At 70.9% G+C, this 17,935-nt stretch carries 16 protein-coding genes and 1 pseudogene; 11 read left to right on the top strand and 6 right to left on the bottom strand.

Annotation, left to right across the window (positions count from 1 at the left end):
• Window positions 1-41 precede the first annotated feature (41 nt).
• From ntrB to Q8X39_RS02340, 7 genes and pseudogenes are all read left to right on the top strand, one after another.
• Window positions 42-1,004, top strand: coding sequence for a nitrate ABC transporter permease (ntrB, locus tag Q8X39_RS02370; RefSeq protein WP_305748019.1), 963 nt, complete (start codon window positions 42-44; stop codon window positions 1,002-1,004).
• A 25-nt stretch (window positions 1,005-1,029) separates the two neighbouring features.
• Window positions 1,030-1,860, top strand: a complete 831-nt coding sequence (locus Q8X39_RS02365; RefSeq protein ID WP_305748018.1) for an ABC transporter ATP-binding protein — start codon at window positions 1,030-1,032, stop codon at window positions 1,858-1,860.
• Window positions 1,857-3,077: pseudogene (locus tag Q8X39_RS02360) on the top strand (NAD(P)/FAD-dependent oxidoreductase); the annotation flags it as partial. The gene Q8X39_RS02365 and the pseudogene Q8X39_RS02360, both read left to right, overlap by 4 nt.
• 80 nt (window positions 3,078-3,157) lie before the next feature.
• Window positions 3,158-5,998, top strand: coding sequence for a nitrate reductase (locus Q8X39_RS02355; RefSeq protein ID WP_305748017.1), 2,841 nt, complete (start codon window positions 3,158-3,160; stop codon window positions 5,996-5,998).
• A 47-nt stretch (window positions 5,999-6,045) separates the two neighbouring features.
• On the top strand, window positions 6,046-6,837 hold the full coding sequence (gene cobA / locus Q8X39_RS02350) for a uroporphyrinogen-III C-methyltransferase (protein ID WP_305748016.1): 792 nt from the start codon (window positions 6,046-6,048) through the stop codon (window positions 6,835-6,837).
• Window positions 6,838-7,095: 258 nt separating this feature from the next.
• Window positions 7,096-7,332: an antitoxin gene (locus Q8X39_RS02345; protein WP_305748015.1), complete on the top strand. Its 237-nt coding sequence runs from the start codon at window positions 7,096-7,098 to the stop codon at window positions 7,330-7,332.
• Window positions 7,329-7,742: a type II toxin-antitoxin system VapC family toxin gene (locus tag Q8X39_RS02340; protein WP_305748014.1), complete on the top strand. Its 414-nt coding sequence runs from the start codon at window positions 7,329-7,331 to the stop codon at window positions 7,740-7,742. The genes Q8X39_RS02345 and Q8X39_RS02340 overlap by 4 nt, the downstream gene beginning before the upstream one ends.
• 78 nt (window positions 7,743-7,820) lie before the next feature.
• On the opposite strand, the gene Q8X39_RS02335 is transcribed toward Q8X39_RS02340, so the two are convergent.
• Window positions 7,821-8,459 carry a CoA transferase subunit B gene (locus Q8X39_RS02335; protein ID WP_305748013.1) on the bottom strand — a complete coding sequence of 213 codons (639 nt, stop codon included), beginning with the start codon at window positions 8,457-8,459 and terminating at the stop codon, window positions 7,821-7,823.
• A 20-nt stretch (window positions 8,460-8,479) separates the two neighbouring features.
• Complete coding sequence (locus Q8X39_RS02330; RefSeq protein WP_305748012.1) at window positions 8,480-9,184, bottom strand: CoA transferase subunit A; 705 nt, start codon at window positions 9,182-9,184, stop codon at window positions 8,480-8,482.
• 136 nt (window positions 9,185-9,320) lie between these two features.
• On the opposite strand from Q8X39_RS02330, the gene Q8X39_RS02325 reads away from it, so the two are divergent.
• The 3 genes from Q8X39_RS02325 (at window position 9,321) to Q8X39_RS02315 (ending at window position 12,651) form a co-directional block, all read left to right on the top strand.
• A complete protein-coding gene (locus Q8X39_RS02325; protein ID WP_305748011.1) occupies window positions 9,321-9,878 on the top strand; it encodes a LuxR C-terminal-related transcriptional regulator in 558 nt (185 codons plus the stop codon).
• Window positions 9,879-10,013: 135 nt separating this feature from the next.
• Window positions 10,014-10,481, top strand: coding sequence for a (2Fe-2S)-binding protein (locus Q8X39_RS02320; RefSeq protein WP_305748010.1), 468 nt, complete (start codon window positions 10,014-10,016; stop codon window positions 10,479-10,481).
• Between the two features lies 1 nt (window position 10,482).
• Window positions 10,483-12,651 carry a xanthine dehydrogenase family protein molybdopterin-binding subunit gene (locus Q8X39_RS02315; RefSeq protein ID WP_305748009.1) on the top strand — a complete coding sequence of 723 codons (2,169 nt, stop codon included), beginning with the start codon at window positions 10,483-10,485 and terminating at the stop codon, window positions 12,649-12,651.
• Between the two features lie 94 nt (window positions 12,652-12,745).
• Here Q8X39_RS02315 and Q8X39_RS02310 read toward each other — a convergent pair whose 3' ends face one another.
• The 4 genes from Q8X39_RS02310 to Q8X39_RS02295 form a co-directional block, all read right to left on the bottom strand.
• Window positions 12,746-13,651 (bottom strand): c-type cytochrome domain-containing protein, encoded by a 906-nt coding sequence (locus tag Q8X39_RS02310; protein ID WP_305748008.1) that lies wholly within the window; start codon window positions 13,649-13,651, stop codon window positions 12,746-12,748.
• On the bottom strand, window positions 13,648-14,646 hold the full coding sequence (locus Q8X39_RS02305; protein ID WP_305748007.1) for a 2-hydroxyacid dehydrogenase: 999 nt from the start codon (window positions 14,644-14,646) through the stop codon (window positions 13,648-13,650). The genes Q8X39_RS02310 and Q8X39_RS02305 overlap by 4 nt, the downstream gene beginning before the upstream one ends.
• A 98-nt stretch (window positions 14,647-14,744) precedes the next feature.
• The gene (locus Q8X39_RS02300; protein ID WP_407067948.1) at window positions 14,745-16,172 is read right to left on the bottom strand and encodes a sodium:proton antiporter; all 1,428 of its coding nucleotides are present in this window, start codon (window positions 16,170-16,172) and stop codon (window positions 14,745-14,747) included.
• A 36-nt stretch (window positions 16,173-16,208) separates the two neighbouring features.
• Window positions 16,209-17,174 carry a histone deacetylase family protein gene (locus Q8X39_RS02295; RefSeq protein WP_305748006.1) on the bottom strand — a complete coding sequence of 322 codons (966 nt, stop codon included), beginning with the start codon at window positions 17,172-17,174 and terminating at the stop codon, window positions 16,209-16,211.
• Window positions 17,175-17,343: 169 nt separating this feature from the next.
• Between Q8X39_RS02295 and Q8X39_RS02290 the strand changes: the two genes are divergently transcribed.
• Entirely contained in the window at window positions 17,344-17,913 is a 570-nt protein-coding gene (locus Q8X39_RS02290; RefSeq protein ID WP_305748005.1) for a phasin family protein, read from the top strand.
• Window positions 17,914-17,935: the final 22 nt, after the last annotated feature.

The following is a 17,935-nucleotide window of genomic DNA, read 5'->3' as shown; positions in this document are numbered from 1 at the left end:
CCGGTCGAATCCCCTCCAACCGACTGCACAGGAGCGACCCCATGAGCGCATCCACGCTGGCCCTGTCGGGCCTCACGCCGACCGTCGCGACGGTCCACGACAGCGCCCCCGTGGTGCTCGCGCCGCAGCCCGTCGTTGCAGCCCATCCGGCTGCGGCCGACCTGGCCGAGGCGGTGGCCCATGCCCAGGGCGACACCGTCGCCCGCGAGCAGACCGCCGCCCTGCTGCGGGCCCAGCGCCGCATGCTGCTGTCGCGCTTCGTCGCGCCGCTGCTGGGCCTGCTGCTGATGCTGCTGGTGTGGCAACTCGTGGCCCAGACGGGCGACAAGCAGCTGCCCGGGCCGCTGCCGGTCTGGGATGCCGCCGTGAAGCTGTTCGCCGACCCCTTCTACGTCAAGGGTCCGAACGACCAGGGCATCGGCTGGAACGTGCTGTCCTCGCTGCAGCGTGTCGCCCTGGGCTTCGGCCTGGCCGCGCTGGTGGGCATCCCGCTGGGCTTCGCGATCGGCCGCTTCAGCTTCCTCAACCAGATGCTCGATCCGATCATCAGCCTGCTGCGCCCGGTCTCGCCGCTGGCCTGGCTGCCGATCGGCCTGATGGTGTTCAAGGCCGCCAACCCGGCCGCCATCTGGACCATCTTCATCTGCTCGATCTGGCCGATGGTGATCAACACGGCGGTCGGGGTGCGGCAGGTGCCGCAGGACTACCTCAACGTCGCCCGCGTGCTCAACCTCAGCGAGTGGACGGTGATGCGCAAGATCCTGTTCCCCGCCGTGCTGCCCTACATGCTGACCGGCGTGCGGCTGGCCGTGGGCACCGCCTGGCTGGTGATCGTCGCCGCCGAGATGCTGACCGGCGGCCAGGGCATCGGCTTCTGGCTGTGGGACGAGTGGAACAACCTCAACGTCGCCCACATCCTGATCGCGATCTTCGTGATCGGCGGCGTCGGACTGCTGCTCGAAGCCCTGCTGATCGCCATCGCCCGCCGCTTCGAGTACCGCTGAGCCGCCACGCCTTCAAGGAATCGAGATGACCGCCATCCCCAACCAGAGCCGCTTCCTGAGCATCAGCCAGGTCGGCATGACCTTCCCGACCCGCAAGGGCCCCTTCGTGGCGCTGCGCGACGTCAACCTCGACGTCGCCCGCGGCGAGTTCATCGCGCTGATCGGCCATTCCGGCTGTGGCAAGTCGACGCTGCTGAACCTGGTGGCCGGCCTGACCACGCCGACCAGCGGCGTGCTGCTGCTCGACGGCCGCGAACTGCGCGGCCCCGGCCCGGACCGGGCGGTGGTGTTCCAGAACCACTCGCTGCTGCCCTGGCTGACCTGCCTGGAGAACGTCCTGCTGGCGGTCGAGCGCGTCTTCGGCGCGACCGAGAAGAAGGCCCAGCTGCGCGAGCGCGCCAAGGCGGCGCTGAACCTGGTCGGCCTGACCCACGCGGCCGACAAGCGGCCGGGCGAGATCTCCGGCGGCATGAAGCAGCGGGTGGGCATTGCCCGGGCGCTGGCCATGGAGCCCAAGATGCTGCTGATGGACGAGCCCTTCGGCGCGCTCGATGCGCTGACGCGCGCCAAGCTGCAGGACGAGCTGATGAAGATCGTCGCAGCCACCGGCTCGACCGTGATGATGGTGACGCACGACGTCGACGAGGCGGTGCTGCTGTCCGACCGCATCGTCATGCTCACCAACGGCCCGGCCGCCACCATCGGCGAGGTGCTGGACGTGCCGCTGCCGCCGCTGCGCGAGGCCGCCCGCAACCGCCTGGAGATGGCTCACGACGCGAGCTACCTGCAGGCCCGCGAGGCGGTGCTGGAGTTCCTGTACGCCAAGCAGGTCCACGTCGAGGCGCACGCGGCATGAAGCGCGACGATCTTCCGGCCCGCCGACAGCGCCTCGTCCTTGTCGGCAACGGCATGGCCGGCGTGCGCACGATCGAGGAGCTGCTGAAGATCGCGCCCGGCCTGCACGACATCACCGTGTTCGGCGCCGAGCCGCACCCGAACTACAACCGCATCCTGCTCAGCCCGGTGCTGGCCGGCGAACAGACGATCGAGCAGATCGTGCTGAACCCGCTGGACTGGTACGAACGCCACGGCATCACCCTGCACCTGGGCCGCAAGGTCGAGCGCATCGACCGCGTGCGCCGCATGGTGGTGGCCGACGACGGCACCGAGGCGCCCTATGACCGGCTGCTGATCGCCACCGGCTCGACGCCCTTCATCCCGCCCATCCCCGGACGCGACCTGGACGGGGTGATCTCCTACCGCGACATCGCCGACACGCAGGCCATGATCGAGACCGCCCGCACGCACCGCCATGCGGTGGTCATCGGCGGTGGCGTGCTGGGCCTGGAGGCCGCCAACGGCCTGAGCCTGCGTGGCATGCAGGTCACGGTGGTCCACCTGGCCGCCTGGCCGATGGACCGCCAGCTCGACGCCGCGGCCGGCGCGCTGCTGCAGGCCGAGCTGGTCAGCCGTGGCCTGCGCTTCGAGATGGGTGCGCAGACCGAGGCACTGCTCGGCAACGACGCGGGCCGGGTCCGTGCGGTGCGTTTCCAGGACGCCCGCGAGATCCCCGCCGACCTGGTCGTGATGGCCGCCGGCATCCGCCCGAACACCGCGCTGGCCGAGGCCGCCGGGCTGCGCTGCGAACGCGGCATCGTCGTCACCGACACGCTGCAGAGCGTGACCGACCCGCGCATCTACGCGGTCGGCGAATGTGCGGCGCATCGGGGCATTGCCTACGGCCTGGTCGCCCCGGTGTTCGAGCAGGGCCGTGTCTGCGCGACCCATCTGGCCGAGTTCGGCATCGGCCGCTATGCCGGCAGCCAGGTCAGCACGCAGCTCAAGGTGACCGGCATCTCGCTGTACTCGGCCGGCAACTTCATGGGCGGCGACGGCCATGAGGAGATCGTGCTGAGCGACCCGCCCGGCGGCGTCTACCGCAAGCTGGTGCTGCACCAGGACAAGCTGGTCGGCGCCTGCCTGTATGGCGACACCTCCGACGGCGCCTGGTATCTGCAGCTGATCCGCGAAGGCCGCAACGTGCGAGCGCTGCGCCATGCGCTGATGTTCGGCGCGGCGGCGGCCGAGCCGGCGGCGGCCTGATCGCCCTCCCCAACCCGCGACCGACGCCAGGTCCAGCCCCTTCCTGCCTCATGTCCGAGACCCGTTCCACCTGCCCCTACTGCGGCGTCGGCTGCGGCGTCGTCATCGAGCACGAGGCCGGCCGGATCACCGGCGTGCGCGGCGATCCGGACCATCCGGCCAACTTCGGCCGCCTGTGCACCAAGGGCAGCACGCTGCACCTGACGGCCACGCCGGTGCTGCTGCAGACTGCACGCCTGCACCGGCCGATGGCCCGCGCGGGGCGCGGCCAGCCGCTCGCGCCGATCGGCTGGGACGCGGCGCTGGACCAGGTCGCCGACCGGTTCGCGCAGACCCTCCAGGCCCACGGCCCGGACGCGGTCGGCTTCTACCTCTCGGGCCAGCTGCTGACCGAGGACTACCACGTCTTCAACAAGCTGGCCAAGGGTCTGCTGGGCACCAACAACGTCGACACCAACTCGCGCCTGTGCATGAGCAGCGCGGTGGCCGGCTACAAGGCCAGCCTGGGGGCGGATGCGCCGCCTGCCTGCTACGAGGACCTGGCGCTCGCCCGCACCGTCTTCATCACCGGCAGCAACATGGCCTGGGCCCATCCGGTGCTGTTCCGCCGCCTGGAGGACGCCCGCGCGGCCAACCCCGACATGAAGCTGGTGGTGGTCGATCCGCGCCGAACCGAGACCGCCGCGGTGGCCGACCTGCACCTGCCGATCCAGCCCGGCAGCGACGTCACGCTGCACCACGCGATGCTGCACGTGATGCTGGCCGAAGGCCTGCACGACGCCGCCTGGATCGCCGCCCGCACGACCGGCTTCGACGCGCTGCGCGACCGCGTGCGCGACATCACGCCAACCCATGCCGCACGGGTCTGCGGCGTGCCGGAGGCGGACGTGGTGCAGGCCGCCCGCTGGTTCGCCGGCCTCGATGCCGCGGGCGTGTCCACGCGCCGCCAGCCGACGCTGAGCCTGTATTGCCAGGGCCTCAACCAGAGCAGCAGCGGCACCGACAAGAACACCACGCTGATCAACCTGCACCTGGCCTGCGGCCAGATCGGCCAGCCCGGCGCCGGGCCGCTGTCGCTGACCGGCCAGCCCAACGCGATGGGCGGACGCGAGGTCGGTGGCATGGCCACGCTGCTGAGTGCGCACCGCGACCTCGGCAACGCCGCGCACCGTGCCGAGGTGGCGCGGCTGTGGGGCGTCACCGACGTGCCGGCCAAGCCGGGCAAGGCGGCGGTGCAGATGTTCGAGGCCGCGGCCGAGGGCGAGATCCGTGCGCTGTGGATCGCCTGCACCAACCCGGCCCAGTCGCTGCCCGACCAGACGCTGGTGCGCCGCGCGCTCGAACGCTGCGAGTTCGTCGTGCTGCAGGAAGCCTATCGCCACACCGCGACGACGCCCTACGCCGACCTGCTCCTGCCGGCCAGCAGCTGGGGCGAGAAGGAAGGCAGCGTGACCAACAGCGAGCGCCGCATCAGCCGCGTGCGCCCGGCCATCGCCGCACCCGGCGAGGCCCGCCACGACTGGCGCATCGCCCGCGACGTGGCGCAGCGCCTGGAAGCCCGCCTGCCGTCGCGGCGCACGCCCGAACACGCCGGCCGCTCCCTGTTCGATTTCCCGACGCCCGAATCGGTCTGGCTCGAACACCGGGAGATGACCCGCGGCCGCGACCTCGACATCACCGGGCTGGACTGGGCCGCGCTGGACCGCGCACCGGTGCAATGGCCGTGCCCGGAAGGCCAGTCGACCGGCAAGGCCCGGCTCTACGCCGACGGCCAGTTCGTGACCCCCGACGGCCGTGCCCGCTTCAGCGCACCGGCACCGCGCGCCACGGCCGAGTCGCAGGATGCGGACTTCCCTTTCGCCCTGACCAGCGGCCGCCTGCGCGACCAGTGGCACGGCATGAGCCGCACCGGCACGCTGGGCCGCCTGCTGGCGCACACGCCCGAACCCGCCCTGCAGGTGGCGCCGCGTGATCTCGACCGGCTGGGCCTCGCGAGCGGCCATCTGGTGCGGGTGAGCTCGCGGCGCGGCAGCCTGGTCGTGCCCGTGCAGGCCAGCGACGAGCCGGGCGATGCCCAGGCCCACCTGGCCATGCACTGGGGCAGCGAGGTGCTGGGCGGCGCCGGCAGTGGCGGCGTCAACACGCTGACCCAGCCGGCCTGCTGCCCAGCATCGGGCCAGCCGGAGCTCAAGCACAGCGCCGTCCGCATCGAGCCGGCCGAGCTGCCCTGGCAGGCCGTCGGCGCAGCCTGGCTGCCCGAATCCGCATGGGTCGACGCCCGCGAAGGCCTGCAGGCGCTGATGGCCCAGTTGACCTACGCCAGCTGCGTGCCCTTCGGGCGCGAGCCGCAGGGCCGCGTCGGCCTGCTGCTGCGGGTGGCGTCGGACCAGCCGCTCACGACCGACTGGCTGGCAAGCACCCAGGCACTGCTGCGGCTCGACGCGCCGCAGGCCCTGCGCTACGCCGACCGGCACGCGGGGCAAGACCGCGCCGTGAGCATCGACGCGGCGGGCCGGCTGACGTCCTTCCTGCTGGCCGGCGACACGCGCGCCGCAACCTGGATGCTCGACCTGCTCCAGCAGGACGGCGATGCCGCGTCCATTGGCCGCGCGCTGCTGGCCGCCACGCCCAACGCCCCGACCGCCATGGCCGCACGCAGCCCGCAGGTCTGCGCCTGCCTGGACGTCAGCGAGCAGCGCATCGGCGATGCCTTGCTCGCCATGCCGGTGGCCTGCCGCGAGCCGGCCGAACGCCTGGATCGCCTGCAGGCCAGCCTGAAGTGCGGCACGCAATGTGGCAGTTGCCTGCCCAGGCTGCGAACCATGGTCCAGCACAGCCTGGGCACGGCGGCCACGAAGGCGATCGTGCCCATGGCCTCCGCGACCACCTGACACGCGCCAGCGGTCACACCGTTCCACCGTCGACCTCCGTTGCCACCATGACCACGATCTATCCCGTCACGCTCATCGGCGCCGGCCCCGGCGACGCGGAACTGCTCACGATCAAGGCCGTGCGCGCGCTGCGGCGGGCCACCGTCGCGCTGGTCGACGACCTGGTCCAGCCCGAGGTGCTGCGCTACTTGCGCCGCGACGCCCGCGTGATCCGCGTGGGCAAGCGCGGCGGCCAGGTCAGCACGCCGCAGGCCTTCATCCACAAGCGCCTGGTCAGCGAGGCGCTGCGCGGTGAGCGGGTGGTGCGCCTGAAGGGCGGGGACCCCTTCGTGTTCGGCCGCGGCGGCGAGGAATGCAGCGCGCTGCGCGAAGCCGGCCTGGCGGTCGAGGTGATCAGCGGCCTGACCTCGGGCATCGCCGCGCCGGCCTCGATCGGCATCCCGGTGACCGACCGCCGCTGCGCGCCCGGCGTCGCGCTGGTCACCGGCCATGCCAAGGACGACGGTCGCGCGCCCGACTGGGCCGCGCTGGCCCGCACCGGCCTGACGCTGGTGATCTACATGGGCCTGGCGCGCCTGGAGGACATCGTCGCTGGCCTGCGCGCCGGCGGCCTGACGGCCGACATGCCGGTGTCCATCGTGCAGGCTGCGCACACGCCGGCCCAGCGTCACCTGCACAGCCGCCTGGGCGAGGTCGTGGCCGACATCGCCCGGGAAGGCCTGGTGAGCCCGGCCATCGTGGTGGTCGGCGAGGTCGCCACGCTGGCGCCGGACCATCCCGCCGCCCTGGCCCTGCAGGTCCACGAACAGGCCGTGCCGGCATGGCGTCGGGCTGGCTGACGGCTGGCCCGCTGATGGGCGTCATCCCCAAAAACGACGGGTGCCACCCCCTTGTGGGTGATACCCATCCTGCGGGGACGGGCGGAGATTGCGGCCTTCTCTCCACGAAGGCAAGCCATGGCCACCCTCCACATCGTCACCCGCCCCGATGCCGCCCGGCACGACAGCGCCCGCGCCCGGTCCCGGATCGCACCGATCTTCCCAACGCGGCCCGACTCCCCTTATGATGTACACGTACATCCATCCAGGGAGCCCGACATGCCCGTCACCCGACTTTTCAAGAATGGCAATTCCCAGGCCGTGCGCATTCCTGCCGAACTGGCCTATGACAGCTGGGACATGGACCTGCTGATCGAGCGCGACGGCGATGAATTGCGCATCCGCCCGACCCGTCGACGGGTTGGCGACGTGCTCGGCAAACTGGCCCGCTTCAGCCCCGATTTCATGGCCGACGGACGCGGCGACAACGTCGAGGGCGATCGGGAATTGCTGTGAAACCCCGCTACCTGCTCGACACCAACATCTGCATCTACCTGATCAAGCATCGTCCGCCGGAAGTCGCGCAGAGATTCGCGCAGTGTTTTGTCGGCGACGTGGTGATGTCGCCGATCACGCTCGCCGAACTCGAGTTCGGCGTGCTGGCTTCAGGGGATGCCGCCGCGCGAAACCGGGCCGCGCTGGACGACCTGTTGCTGGACATTCCAGCCCTGCCCTTCGATGCCGCATGCGCAAGGGCCTACGGTCCGGTCCGGATGGCGGCAAGGGAACGCCGGCGCGATGCGCTCGACAAGCTCATCGCTGCGCACGCCCTCGCGCTGGATGCCGTTCTGGTGACCAACAACGAAGCCGACTTCGCGGGCTACCCCGGCCTGCGGATCGAGAACTGGGTCCGTTCGACGGCCTGAGCCGCGAGCCAGATCCCTCCGCCAAGGCACAAGGGCCGCATCGCTGCGGCCCTTGTCACGTTCGGCGTGCCGCTGGCTTCAGTGCACCACGACGCCGGTCGCCTGCTGGATCTGCTCGCGGCTCACGCCCGGTGCGGCCTCGACCAGCTTCAGGCCCTCGGGCGTCACGTCCAGCACCGCCAGGTCCGTGATGATGCGGTTGACCACGCCCACGCCGGTCAGCGGCAGGGTGCACTGGGGCAGGATCTTCAGGTCGGTGGTGCCGTCCTTCTTGGTCGCGACATGCTCCATCAGCACGACCACGCGGCCGACGCCGGCCACCAGGTCCATCGCGCCGCCCATGCCCTTGACCATCTTGCCGGGGATCATCCAGTTGGCCAGGTCACCGCGTTCGCTGACCTGCATCGCGCCGAGGATGGCGAGGTTGATCTTGCCGCCGCGGATCATGCCGAAGCTGTCCGCGCTGCTGAAGATGCTCGATCCCGGCAGCGTCGTGACGGTCTGCTTGCCGGCATTGATCAGGTCGGCGTCGACTGCATCCTCGGTCGGGAAGGGGCCGATGCCCAGCAGGCCGTTCTCGCTCTGCAGCCAGACCTCCATGCCCTCGGGCACGTGGTTGGCGACCAGCGTGGGCAGGCCGATGCCCAGGTTCACGTAGTAGCCGTCCTGCAGCTCACGCGCGGCGCGGGCGGCCATCTCGTCTCGGGTCCATGCCATGTCTTGCTCCTGGGTCCTGGTCACGCGGCCGTCTTGCGGACGGTGCGTTGTTCGATGCGCTTCTCGGGGGTCTCGTTGAGCACGATGCGGTGCACGAAGATGCCCGGCAGGTGGACCTGGTCCGGATCAAGCGCGCCGGTCTCGACGATCTTCTCGACCTCGACCACGGTGATCTTGCCGGCCTGGGCCACGTTGGGATTGAAGTTGCGCGCGGTCTTGCGGAACACGAGGTTGCCGCTCTTGTCGGCCATCCAGGCCTTGACCAGCGATACGTCCGGCGTCAGCGCCCGTTCCATCACGTAGGTGTGGCCGTCGAACTCGCGCAGTTCCTTGCCTTCGGCCACGATGGTGCCCACGCCGGTCTTGGTGAAGAAGGCCGGGATGCCCGCACCGCCGGCCCGCAGCTTCTCGGCCAGCGTGCCCTGGGGCGTGAACTCCAGCTGCAGCTCGCCGCTGAGGTACTGGCGCTCGAATTCCTTGTTCTCGCCGACGTAGCTCGAGATCATCTTGCGGATCTGGCGCGTCTGCAGCAGCTTGCCCAAGCCGAAGCCGTCGACACCGGCGTTGTTCGAGATGACGGTCAGGTCCTTGACGCCGCTGGCCTGCAGCGCGTCGATCAGGGCCTCGGGGATGCCGCACAGGCCGAAGCCGCCGACGGCCATCAGCTGTCCGTCGCGGACGATGCCGTCCAGCGCGGCGGCCGCGCTCGGGTAAACCTTGTTCATGCGTGGGTCTCCACAGAAGGTGACGGGGGAGGTCTGGAACGGCGTGCAGCGTACTACGTAAGGCATTACGTAGCCGATACGTAGAATTGACTCAGGGTTAGCCCGAATCCATCCCTCGACCGACGCCGGAGCCTGCATGACCGACCTCGACTACCGCACCGCCTTCGACCTCGCGCCCATCGGCATGGTGCTGTCGCGCAACCGCCTGATGGTCGATTGCAACCGGCAGATGCTGGCGATGTTCGGGGCCCAGCGCGAGCAGCTGATCGGCCTGAGCTTCGAGGTGCTCTATCCGAGCGCGGCCGAGTTCGAGCGCACCGGCGAACGCATCGTCGCCAGCCTGGACCGCGACGGTCGTTATGCCGATGAGCGGGTGATGCGCCGGCTCAGCGCACCGGGCAGCGACGAGCTGTTCTGGTGCCATGTCTCGGGCCGCGCGCTCGACCCGGCCCAGCCGCATGCGGCCGGCATCTGGACCTTCGAGGACCTGTCGGCGCTGCGCCAGCTCAAGGCCGACCTGACGCCGCGCGAACGCGAGATCGCCGCCCTGCTGATCGAGGGCCTGACCAGCAAGCTGATCGGCCGGCGCCTGGCCATCAGCCCGCGCACCGTGGACGTCTACCGGGCCCGGCTGATGCGCAAGTACGAGGCCGCGACCACGCCCGAACTGGTCCACAAGCTGTTGAGCGTCTGAGGCCCGGAGCGCGCCTGGCTGGCGGGCTGGCCCCAGTTCCCTCGTCCTGCCTCGGGGCAGTCTCGCGCCCGTTTGACGCTGCCTGGAGCGGCGCGTATGTTGCGCCGCTGCGGCCCCCCACACGAGGAGACAAGGATGATCCAGTTCCAGGTCAACGGCCAGGCGCGCAGCGTCGACGCCGACCCCGAGATGCCCCTGCTGTGGGCGCTGCGGGAGAACCTCCAGCTCACCGGCACCAAGTTCGGCTGCGGCATGGCGCTGTGCGGTGCCTGCACGGTCCATCTGGACGGCCAGGCGGTGCGCTCCTGCCAGACGCCGCTGTCGGCGGTGGCGGGCCGGAAAGTCGTCACGATCGAGGGCATCGGCGCCCAGCCGGTCGGCAAGGCCGTGCAGGCCGCCTGGATGAAGCTGGACGTGCCGCAGTGCGGCTACTGCCAGTCGGGCCAGATCATGAGTGCCTGCGCGCTGCTCAAGGACAAGCGCCAACCCGGCGCGGCCGACATCGACGCCGCGATGAGCGGCAACATCTGTCGCTGCGGCACCTACAACCAGATCCGCGCGGCCATCCAGGACGCGGCCCGGACGCTGGCAAAGGGGGCCTGACATGACACACCGACAACCCGCCGACACCGTCCAGCCAGCACCCGATCGGCGCGCCTTCCTGGGTGCCTCCGGTGCGCTGATGCTGAGCTTCGCCCTGCCCGCCTCGGCCTGGGCCGCCGGCCGCCAGGCGACGATGGCGCCGGCCCATGCGCTCAACGCCTGGGTCCGCATCGGCCGCGACGACACGGTCACCGTGATCTGCGGCTCCGCCGAGATGGGCCAGGGCGTGCTGACCGCCATCCCGATGCTGCTGGCCGAGGAACTCGACGCCGACTGGGCCCGCGTGAAGGTCGAGCAGGCACCGGCCGATCCGGCCTACAACAACCCGATGTTCGGCATGCAGGCCACCGGCGGCAGCACGACGGTGCGCGGCCACTGGGAGCCGCTGCGCCAGGCCGGCGCCGCCGCCCGCGCGATGCTGGTCGCCGCTGCGGCCGAGCGCTGGAAGGTCGACGCGACGCAGTGCCGCACCGAAGCCGGCGTGGTCATCGGACCCGGCAGGCGCCGGGCCCGCTACGGTGAACTGGCCGAGGCGGCCGCGCGCCAGCCGGTGCCCACCCGCGTGACGCTCAAGGACAGCAAGGACTTCCGCATCCTGGGCCAGCCCAAGAAGCGCCTGGACACGCCGGCCAAGCTCGACGGCAGCGCGAAGTACGGCATCGACGCGCAGGTGAGCGGCATGCTGGTCGCGGTGATGGCCCGCGCGCCCATGCCCGGCGCCAAGGTCCGCACGCTCGACGACAGCGCCGCCAAGGCCGTGCCCGGCGTGCGCCAGGTCATCAGCATCCCGCACGGCGTGGCGGTGCTGGCCGACGGCTACTGGACCGCCCGCAAGGGCCGCGATGCGCTGAAGATCGACTGGGACCAGGGCGACAGCGCTGCCCTGTCGACCGCCAAGGTCGAGCAGATGCTGGGCGACGCGGCCCGGGCCGGTGCGCCGTCGGTCGCCAAGGCTGCCGGTGACCTGGCCGCCGGCCGGGCCGGGGCCGCCCGCACGCTGGAGGCCGACTACAGCGCGCCCTACCTGGCCCATGCCTGCATGGAGCCGATGAACTGCACCGCCAGGGTCCAGGGCGACGAGGTCGAGATCTGGGCCGGCACGCAGAGCCAGGGCCCGGCGCAAGGCATCCTCGGCTCGGTCGCCCAGGTCGCACCGGCCAAGGTGAAGGTCCACACGATGATGCTGGGCGGCGGCTTCGGACGGCGCTTCGCGCCCGACTTCGCGATCGACGCGACGCTGCTCTCGAAGCTCAGCGGCAAGCCCGTCAAGCTGATCTACACCCGCGAGGACGACATGGCGGCGGGCTACTACCGCCCGGCGGCCGCCGCCCGGTTCACCGGCGCGCTCGATGGCTCGGGCAAGCTCGTGGCGCTCAGCGCGGACGTGGCCTCGCCGTCCATCATGGCGGCCTCGGGCTTCATGAAGATCCCGGAAAACGGCGTCGACGCTTTCGCGGTCGAAGGCATCGCCGACATGCCCTACGACATCCCCAACCTGCGGCTGGCCTATGCCCGCCAGGAGCCGGGGCCGCAGGTGTGGTTCTGGCGCTCGGTCGGGCACTCGCAGAACATCTTCTTCATGGAGGGCTTCATCGACGAGCTGGCCGTTGCCGCCGGGCGGGATCCCTACGAGTTCCGGCGCAGCCTGCTCGGCCAGCAACCGCGCTACAGGGGCGTGCTGGAGGCGGCGGCGCAGAAGGCCGGCTGGGGCAGCCCGCTGCCGGCCGGGGTGTTCCGCGGCATCGCGGTCGGCCAGAGCTTCGGCAGCTACGTCGCCGAGGTGGCCGAGGTGTCGGTCGCGGCCGATGGCACGCCGCGGGTACACCGGGTGGTCGCGGCGGTCGATTGCGGGCAGGTGGTCAATCCGGCCATCGTCGAGCGTCAGATCGAGGGCGGCATCGTCTACGGCCTGAGTGCGGCGCTGCACGGCAAGCTGGAGATCGAGGCCGGTCGCGTCACCACCGGCAACTTCCATCAATACCCGGTGCTGCGCATGAACGAGATGCCAAAGGTCGAGGTCCACATCCTCGCCAGCCGCGAGAAGCCCGGCGGCATCGGCGAACCCGGCACGCCGCCGATTGCGCCGGCCGTGGTCAACGCGATCGCGGCGGCGACCGGCCAGCGCCTGCGCAGCCTGCCGATCGATCCGGCCCGGCTGCGCAAGACCTGAGTCGGTCGGCACCACGCCGCCTGAAGCACGAAGGGCGCCGATTGGCGCCCTTCGTCACGTCAGGCAGGCCCACGGGCCGTTCCAGGGTGCGTCCTCAGCGTCGCCGCAGCCGCTCGATGTCGAGGCTGCCGTCGGGCATCAGCCAGGCGCGCAGCTCCATCTCGTCGCCAGGGCGCGGCATCCTGTCGCGTCGACCGCCGCCGGGCAGCACCAGGCCGTCGAGCGTGCCGTCCGGCGACATCACGCCACGCAGGCGGATGCGCGCCCCGCCCCGGATCGGCGCGGGTCGGCCGGTGGCATCTCGGGCGCCTTCGCGGACCCAGTCCTCGATCAGCCGGATCTGTTCGTCGCCCAGCCAGGGCGGGCCGTCGAAGGGCATGCGCGGGCTGGCGTGGCCCTTGATGCGGCGAACCAGTTCGCTGGCTTCCGGACGGCCCGGCACGATGCGGGCCCGGTCATTGGCCGAGATCGCCGCCTCGTAGCTGTTGAGCACGTAGCCTTCCGGCGCGGGCCCCATCAGGCCCTGCGGGCTGTGGCACTTCGCGCAACGCGTCGCCAAGATCGGCGCGACATGGGCCCAGGTCGCTGGCTGGCCTGCGGCAGGTCGCAAGGCGGCCACGGGTGCGGCCGGCGCCACCGCCGCACCGGCCGGCAGGCCGGCGGCGATCCAGCGTTCGATGCGACCGATGTCGGCCTCGTCCAGCCAGGGCGGACCGGTCAGCGGCATGCGCGGCAGGCTGAGGCCCTTCACGCGCTTGACCAGTTCGCTGGCCGCCGGTTGACCGCTGACGACGATCGCACCGCGCGTGCCGCCCTTCTGGAGGCCGGCCAGCGAGTCCAGCGACAGCCCCGCCGCCGCGCTCGCGCCGCTGTGGCAGACCACGCAGCGCTGCTGGAGCAGGGGCTGCAGATCGGCATAGGTCGGCGGCTCGGCGGCCTGGCCGGCCATGGCCGAAAGGCTCAGCACGAGGCCTGCGATCAGGCGCTGCGCGACGCTCACGCGCGCTGCCCCTCCGGCAGCACCTCGGGGTTCAGCGCGGTCGGCGGACGCCCGCCGGTGAAGCGGGCGATCAGGTTGTCGGCCGCCAGGTTGGCCATGGCCATGCGGGTCGGGATGCTGGCGCTGCCGATGTGCGGCGTCAGCACGACGTTGGGCACGCGCAGCAGGTCGGGATGCACGGCGGGCTCGCCCTCGAACACGTCCAGGCCAGCCGCCGCGATGACGCGCTGGCTCAGCGCCTGAGCCAGTGCCGCGTCGTCGACGATGCCGCCGCGGGCGACGTTGGTCAGCGTGGCGGTCGGCTTCATCTTCGCGATCTGCTCGGCGCCGATCAGGTGGTGCGAGGCCGGGCTGTAGGGCAGCACGATGATCAGGTGATCCGACCCGCGCAGCAGGCCGTCCAGGTCGACCCAGCGTGCGCCCAGCGGCTGCTCGACATCGGCCGCCAGCTTCGAGCGGTTGTGATAGATCACCTTCATGCCGAAGCCCAGCGCGCCGCGCCGCGCGATCGCCTGGCCGATCCGGCCCATGCCCAGGATGCCCAGCGTGCGGCCATGCACGTCCTGGCCGCACATCATGTCGACCGACCACTTCTGCCACTGGCCGGCACGCAGGTAATGCTCGCTCTCGGTGATGCGGCGGGCGGCGGCCATCATCAGCGCGAAGCCGAGGTCGGCGGTGGTCTCGGTCAGCACGTCCGGCGCGTTGCTGGCCAGCACGCCGTGCTCGGTGCAGGCCGGCACGTCGATGTTGTTGTAGCCCACCGCCATGCTGCAGACCGCCTTGAGCTGCGGACAGGCCGCCAGCACGGTGCGGTCGATCGGCTCGCTGGTGGTGACGAAGACGGCATCGAAGCCCTGCAGGCGCGCGATCAGCGTGTCGCGGCTCCAGACCGCGTCGTCGGTGTTGACCTCGAGGTCGAAATGCGCGCGCAGCCGGTCGAGGACCGGCGTGAAGACGTTGCGGGCGACCAGCAGGCGGGGCTTGGCGGACATGTCGGGTTCCTGGGCTCGGGTGGGAAGGAAAGGACGTGGTGGTGGGCGGAACGTGCGGGACGTGGTGACGTGCGGGACGCGATTTCAGCAGCGCGGCGTCAGCGCATCCAGATGAAGGTCATGACGATGAACAGCGGGATCAGCACCGCGCCGCTCCAGGCCATGTAGCCGAAGAAGCTGGGCATCTTCAGGCCGCGGTCCTCGGCGATGGCCTTGACCATCAGGTTGGGCGCGTTGCCGATGTAGCTGTTCGCGCCCATGAAGACCGAGCCGGCCGAGATCGCCGCCAGCACCGGCGCCAGCGTGGTCATCAGGACCTGTGGATCGCCGCCGGCGAGGTTGAAGAAGACCAGGTAGGTCGGCGCGTTGTCGAGGAAGGACGACAGCAGGCCCGAGGCCCAGAAATACATCGCCGGGATGGGCTGGCCGTCCGGGCCGGTGACGAGGTCGATGACCGGCGCGAAGGCACCCGCGCTGCCCGCCTTGAGCATGGCGAGCACCGGCGTGATGGTCAGGAAGATGCCGGCAAAGAGCTTGGCCACCTCCTGCATCGGCGCCCAGTTGAACTGGTTGTCCTGGTGCACGCGGCGATCGGTCAGCTGCAGCGAGGCGACGATCACCACCAGCAGCGCCACGTCCCGCACGACCTGCGCCAGGCCGACCTCGACGCCGGCGACCTGCCAGGCGATGCCCGGCTTCCAGGTGCCGCTCATCAGCACCAGGGCGACGATCACCAGCAGCAGCAGCAGGTTGACGCGGCCCTCGATCGCGAAGCGGCGGTCGTCGGGTGTCGGGTCGACCGTCTGGCCGCCCTCGCGGCGCGCGTACCAGCTGTCGACCAGCCAGAAGATCGCCAGCAGCGCGCCGATCAGGAACAGCGTCTCCGGGAAGACGTGGCCCAGCGTCCAGAAGAAGTCGACACCCTTGAGGAAGCCCAGGAACAGCGGCGGATCGCCCAGCGGGGTCAACGAGCCACCGGCGTTGCTGACGATGAAGATGAAGAACACGACCACGTGCGCGGCATGCCTGCGGTGGTCGTTGGCCCGGATCAGCGGCCGGATCATCAGCATCGATGCGCCGGTCGTGCCCATGAAGCTCGCCAGCACCGCGCCGATCGCCATCAGCAGCGCGTTGAACGACGGGCTGCCGTGGAAGTTGCCGCGGATGTGGATGCCGCCGGCCACCGTGTAGAGCGCGGTCAGCAGGACGATGAAGGGCAGGTATTCCGCCACCAGCGCATGCACCAGGCCCTGGCCGGCCAGGCCGAGGCCGAAGACCGCCGCGAAGGGCAGCAGGAAGGCCAGCGCCCAGCCCGCCGTGATCTTCCCGTAGTGGTGATGCCAGACCTTGGGCAGCAGCAGCGGGCACAGCGCGATCGACAGCAGCAGCCCTGCGAAGGGGATCGCCCAGGCGCCGGACAAGGCCGCGCCATCGACGTCGGCGGCCTGCGCGGCCGGGGGCGCGGCCATCAGCAGACAGGCCAGCAGGGCGGCACCCGATCGGGCAGGACGGCGGAACAGGGACATCGGCACTCCGGTCAGGGACGGCAAGGGCGCCCGATGCTAGCGGCGCTCGGCCGGGTCTCCTGTCGGGTCGACCACCGCCCCGCGCGCCCGCCAGTCGTCCCAGGCCAGCTCCAGCGTGCGGCGCTGCACGGCGACGGTCCGCGCCAGATCCTTGCCGTAGCCGCCGCCCATGCAGACCGCCACCGGAATGCCGCGCTCACGCAGCGCCGCGTAGACGCGCCGGTCGCGCTCGGCCACGCCGGCGTCGCTCAGGCGCAGACGGCCGAGGCGATCGCCTTCGTGCACGTCGGCACCAGCGTTGTAGAAGACCAGGCCGGGCAGCGCCTCGGCATGGCGCGCCCAGAGCCGCGCCAGCGCCGCTTCCAGCGCAGCCAGGTAGTCGTCGTCGCCGCAGCCGTCGGGCAAGGCCACGTCGTCGTCGCCGGCCACCTTGCGGAAGGGGAAGTTGTGCTGGCCGTGCAGGGACAGGGTCCAGACCGTCGGGTCGTCGGCAAAGATCGCCGCCGTGCCGTTGCCCTGGTGCACGTCCAGGTCGATCACCGCGACGCGCAGCAGACGGCGAGCCTGGCGGTGGACCTCGGCCTGCATCAGCCGGGCGGCCACGGCCACGTCGTTGAAGACGCAGAAGCCGCTGCCGGACTCGGCCCCGGCATGGTGGGTGCCGCCGGCCAGGTTGGCCGAGACGCCCTCGCGCAGGGCGGCCCGCGCGGCGGCGATCGTCGCCCCGACCGAACGGCGCGAGCGCTCGGCCATCTGCGCCGACCAGGGAAAGCCGATCTCGCGCTGCTGGGCAGCGTCGAGGTGGCCGTGCAGCACCGCGTCGACGAAGGACGGCGCATGCGCCAGCGCCAGTTCGCCCGGCGACGCGGCCGGCGCCTCGACGAAGCGGGCGTCCGGCAACGACCGCGCCAGCGCGTCGTGCAGGTCGCGGTACTTGCGCATCGGGAAACGGTGCCCCTCGGGCAGCGGCAGCACGAAGTGGTCGCTGTAGTGAAGTCGCATGGCGCGATTGTGTCCGGCGCCCCGTTTCGGGGCTCGCCTAGAGCTTTCCCCCTAATCTTGCTGCGCTGCAACATGAATGCTTGATTTTGCGTTCCGGGCTCCTATACTGACCACATTGCTGCAGTGCAACAAACGCCTGAAGCACCGTCATTTCACCAAGGAGCCCTCGATGACCACGTCCCCTGAGCAATTCGCCGCCGCCGGCAAGGCCAACCTCGAAGCCGTGCTCGAACTGAGCACCAAGGCCTTCGAAGGCGTCGAGAAGCTGGTCGAACTGAACCTGCAAGCCGGCCGCGCCACGCTGGCCGAGTCGACCGAGACCGCCAAGGCCCTGCTGTCGGCCAAGGACGCCCAGGAAGTCCTGGCGCTCCAGTCGTCGCTGGTCCAGCCGGCCACCGAGAAGGTCGCTTCGTACAGCCGTCAGGTCTACGAGATCGCCACCGCCACCCAAGGCGAAGTCGCCAAGCTGGCCGAAGCCCAGTTCGCCGCTGCGCAAGCCCAGATCACCTCGCTGATCGAGTCGGCCCTGAAGAACGCCCCGGCTGGCAGCGAAAGCGCCGTGGCCTTCGTCAAGTCGGCCCTGAGCGCCGGCCAGAACGCCGTCGAGTCGGCCCAGAAGGCTGCCAAGCAGGCCCAGACCGCCGCCGAAGCCAGCTTCGAGCAACTGACCCAGACCGCGACGACCGCCGCCAAGGCCGCGACCAGCGCCGCCGCGCCGAAGCGCCGCACCGCAGCTTGATCCTGCGCAAGACTGATTTCCG

Origin of the sequence: Leptothrix discophora (genome assembly GCF_030705305.1) — a bacterium.
Classification (GTDB): Bacteria; Pseudomonadota; Gammaproteobacteria; order Burkholderiales; family Burkholderiaceae_C; genus Sphaerotilus; species Sphaerotilus discophorus.
The sequence above is the reverse complement of the archived record's forward strand: the minus strand, read 5'-3'. Positions and strand labels throughout refer to the sequence as shown.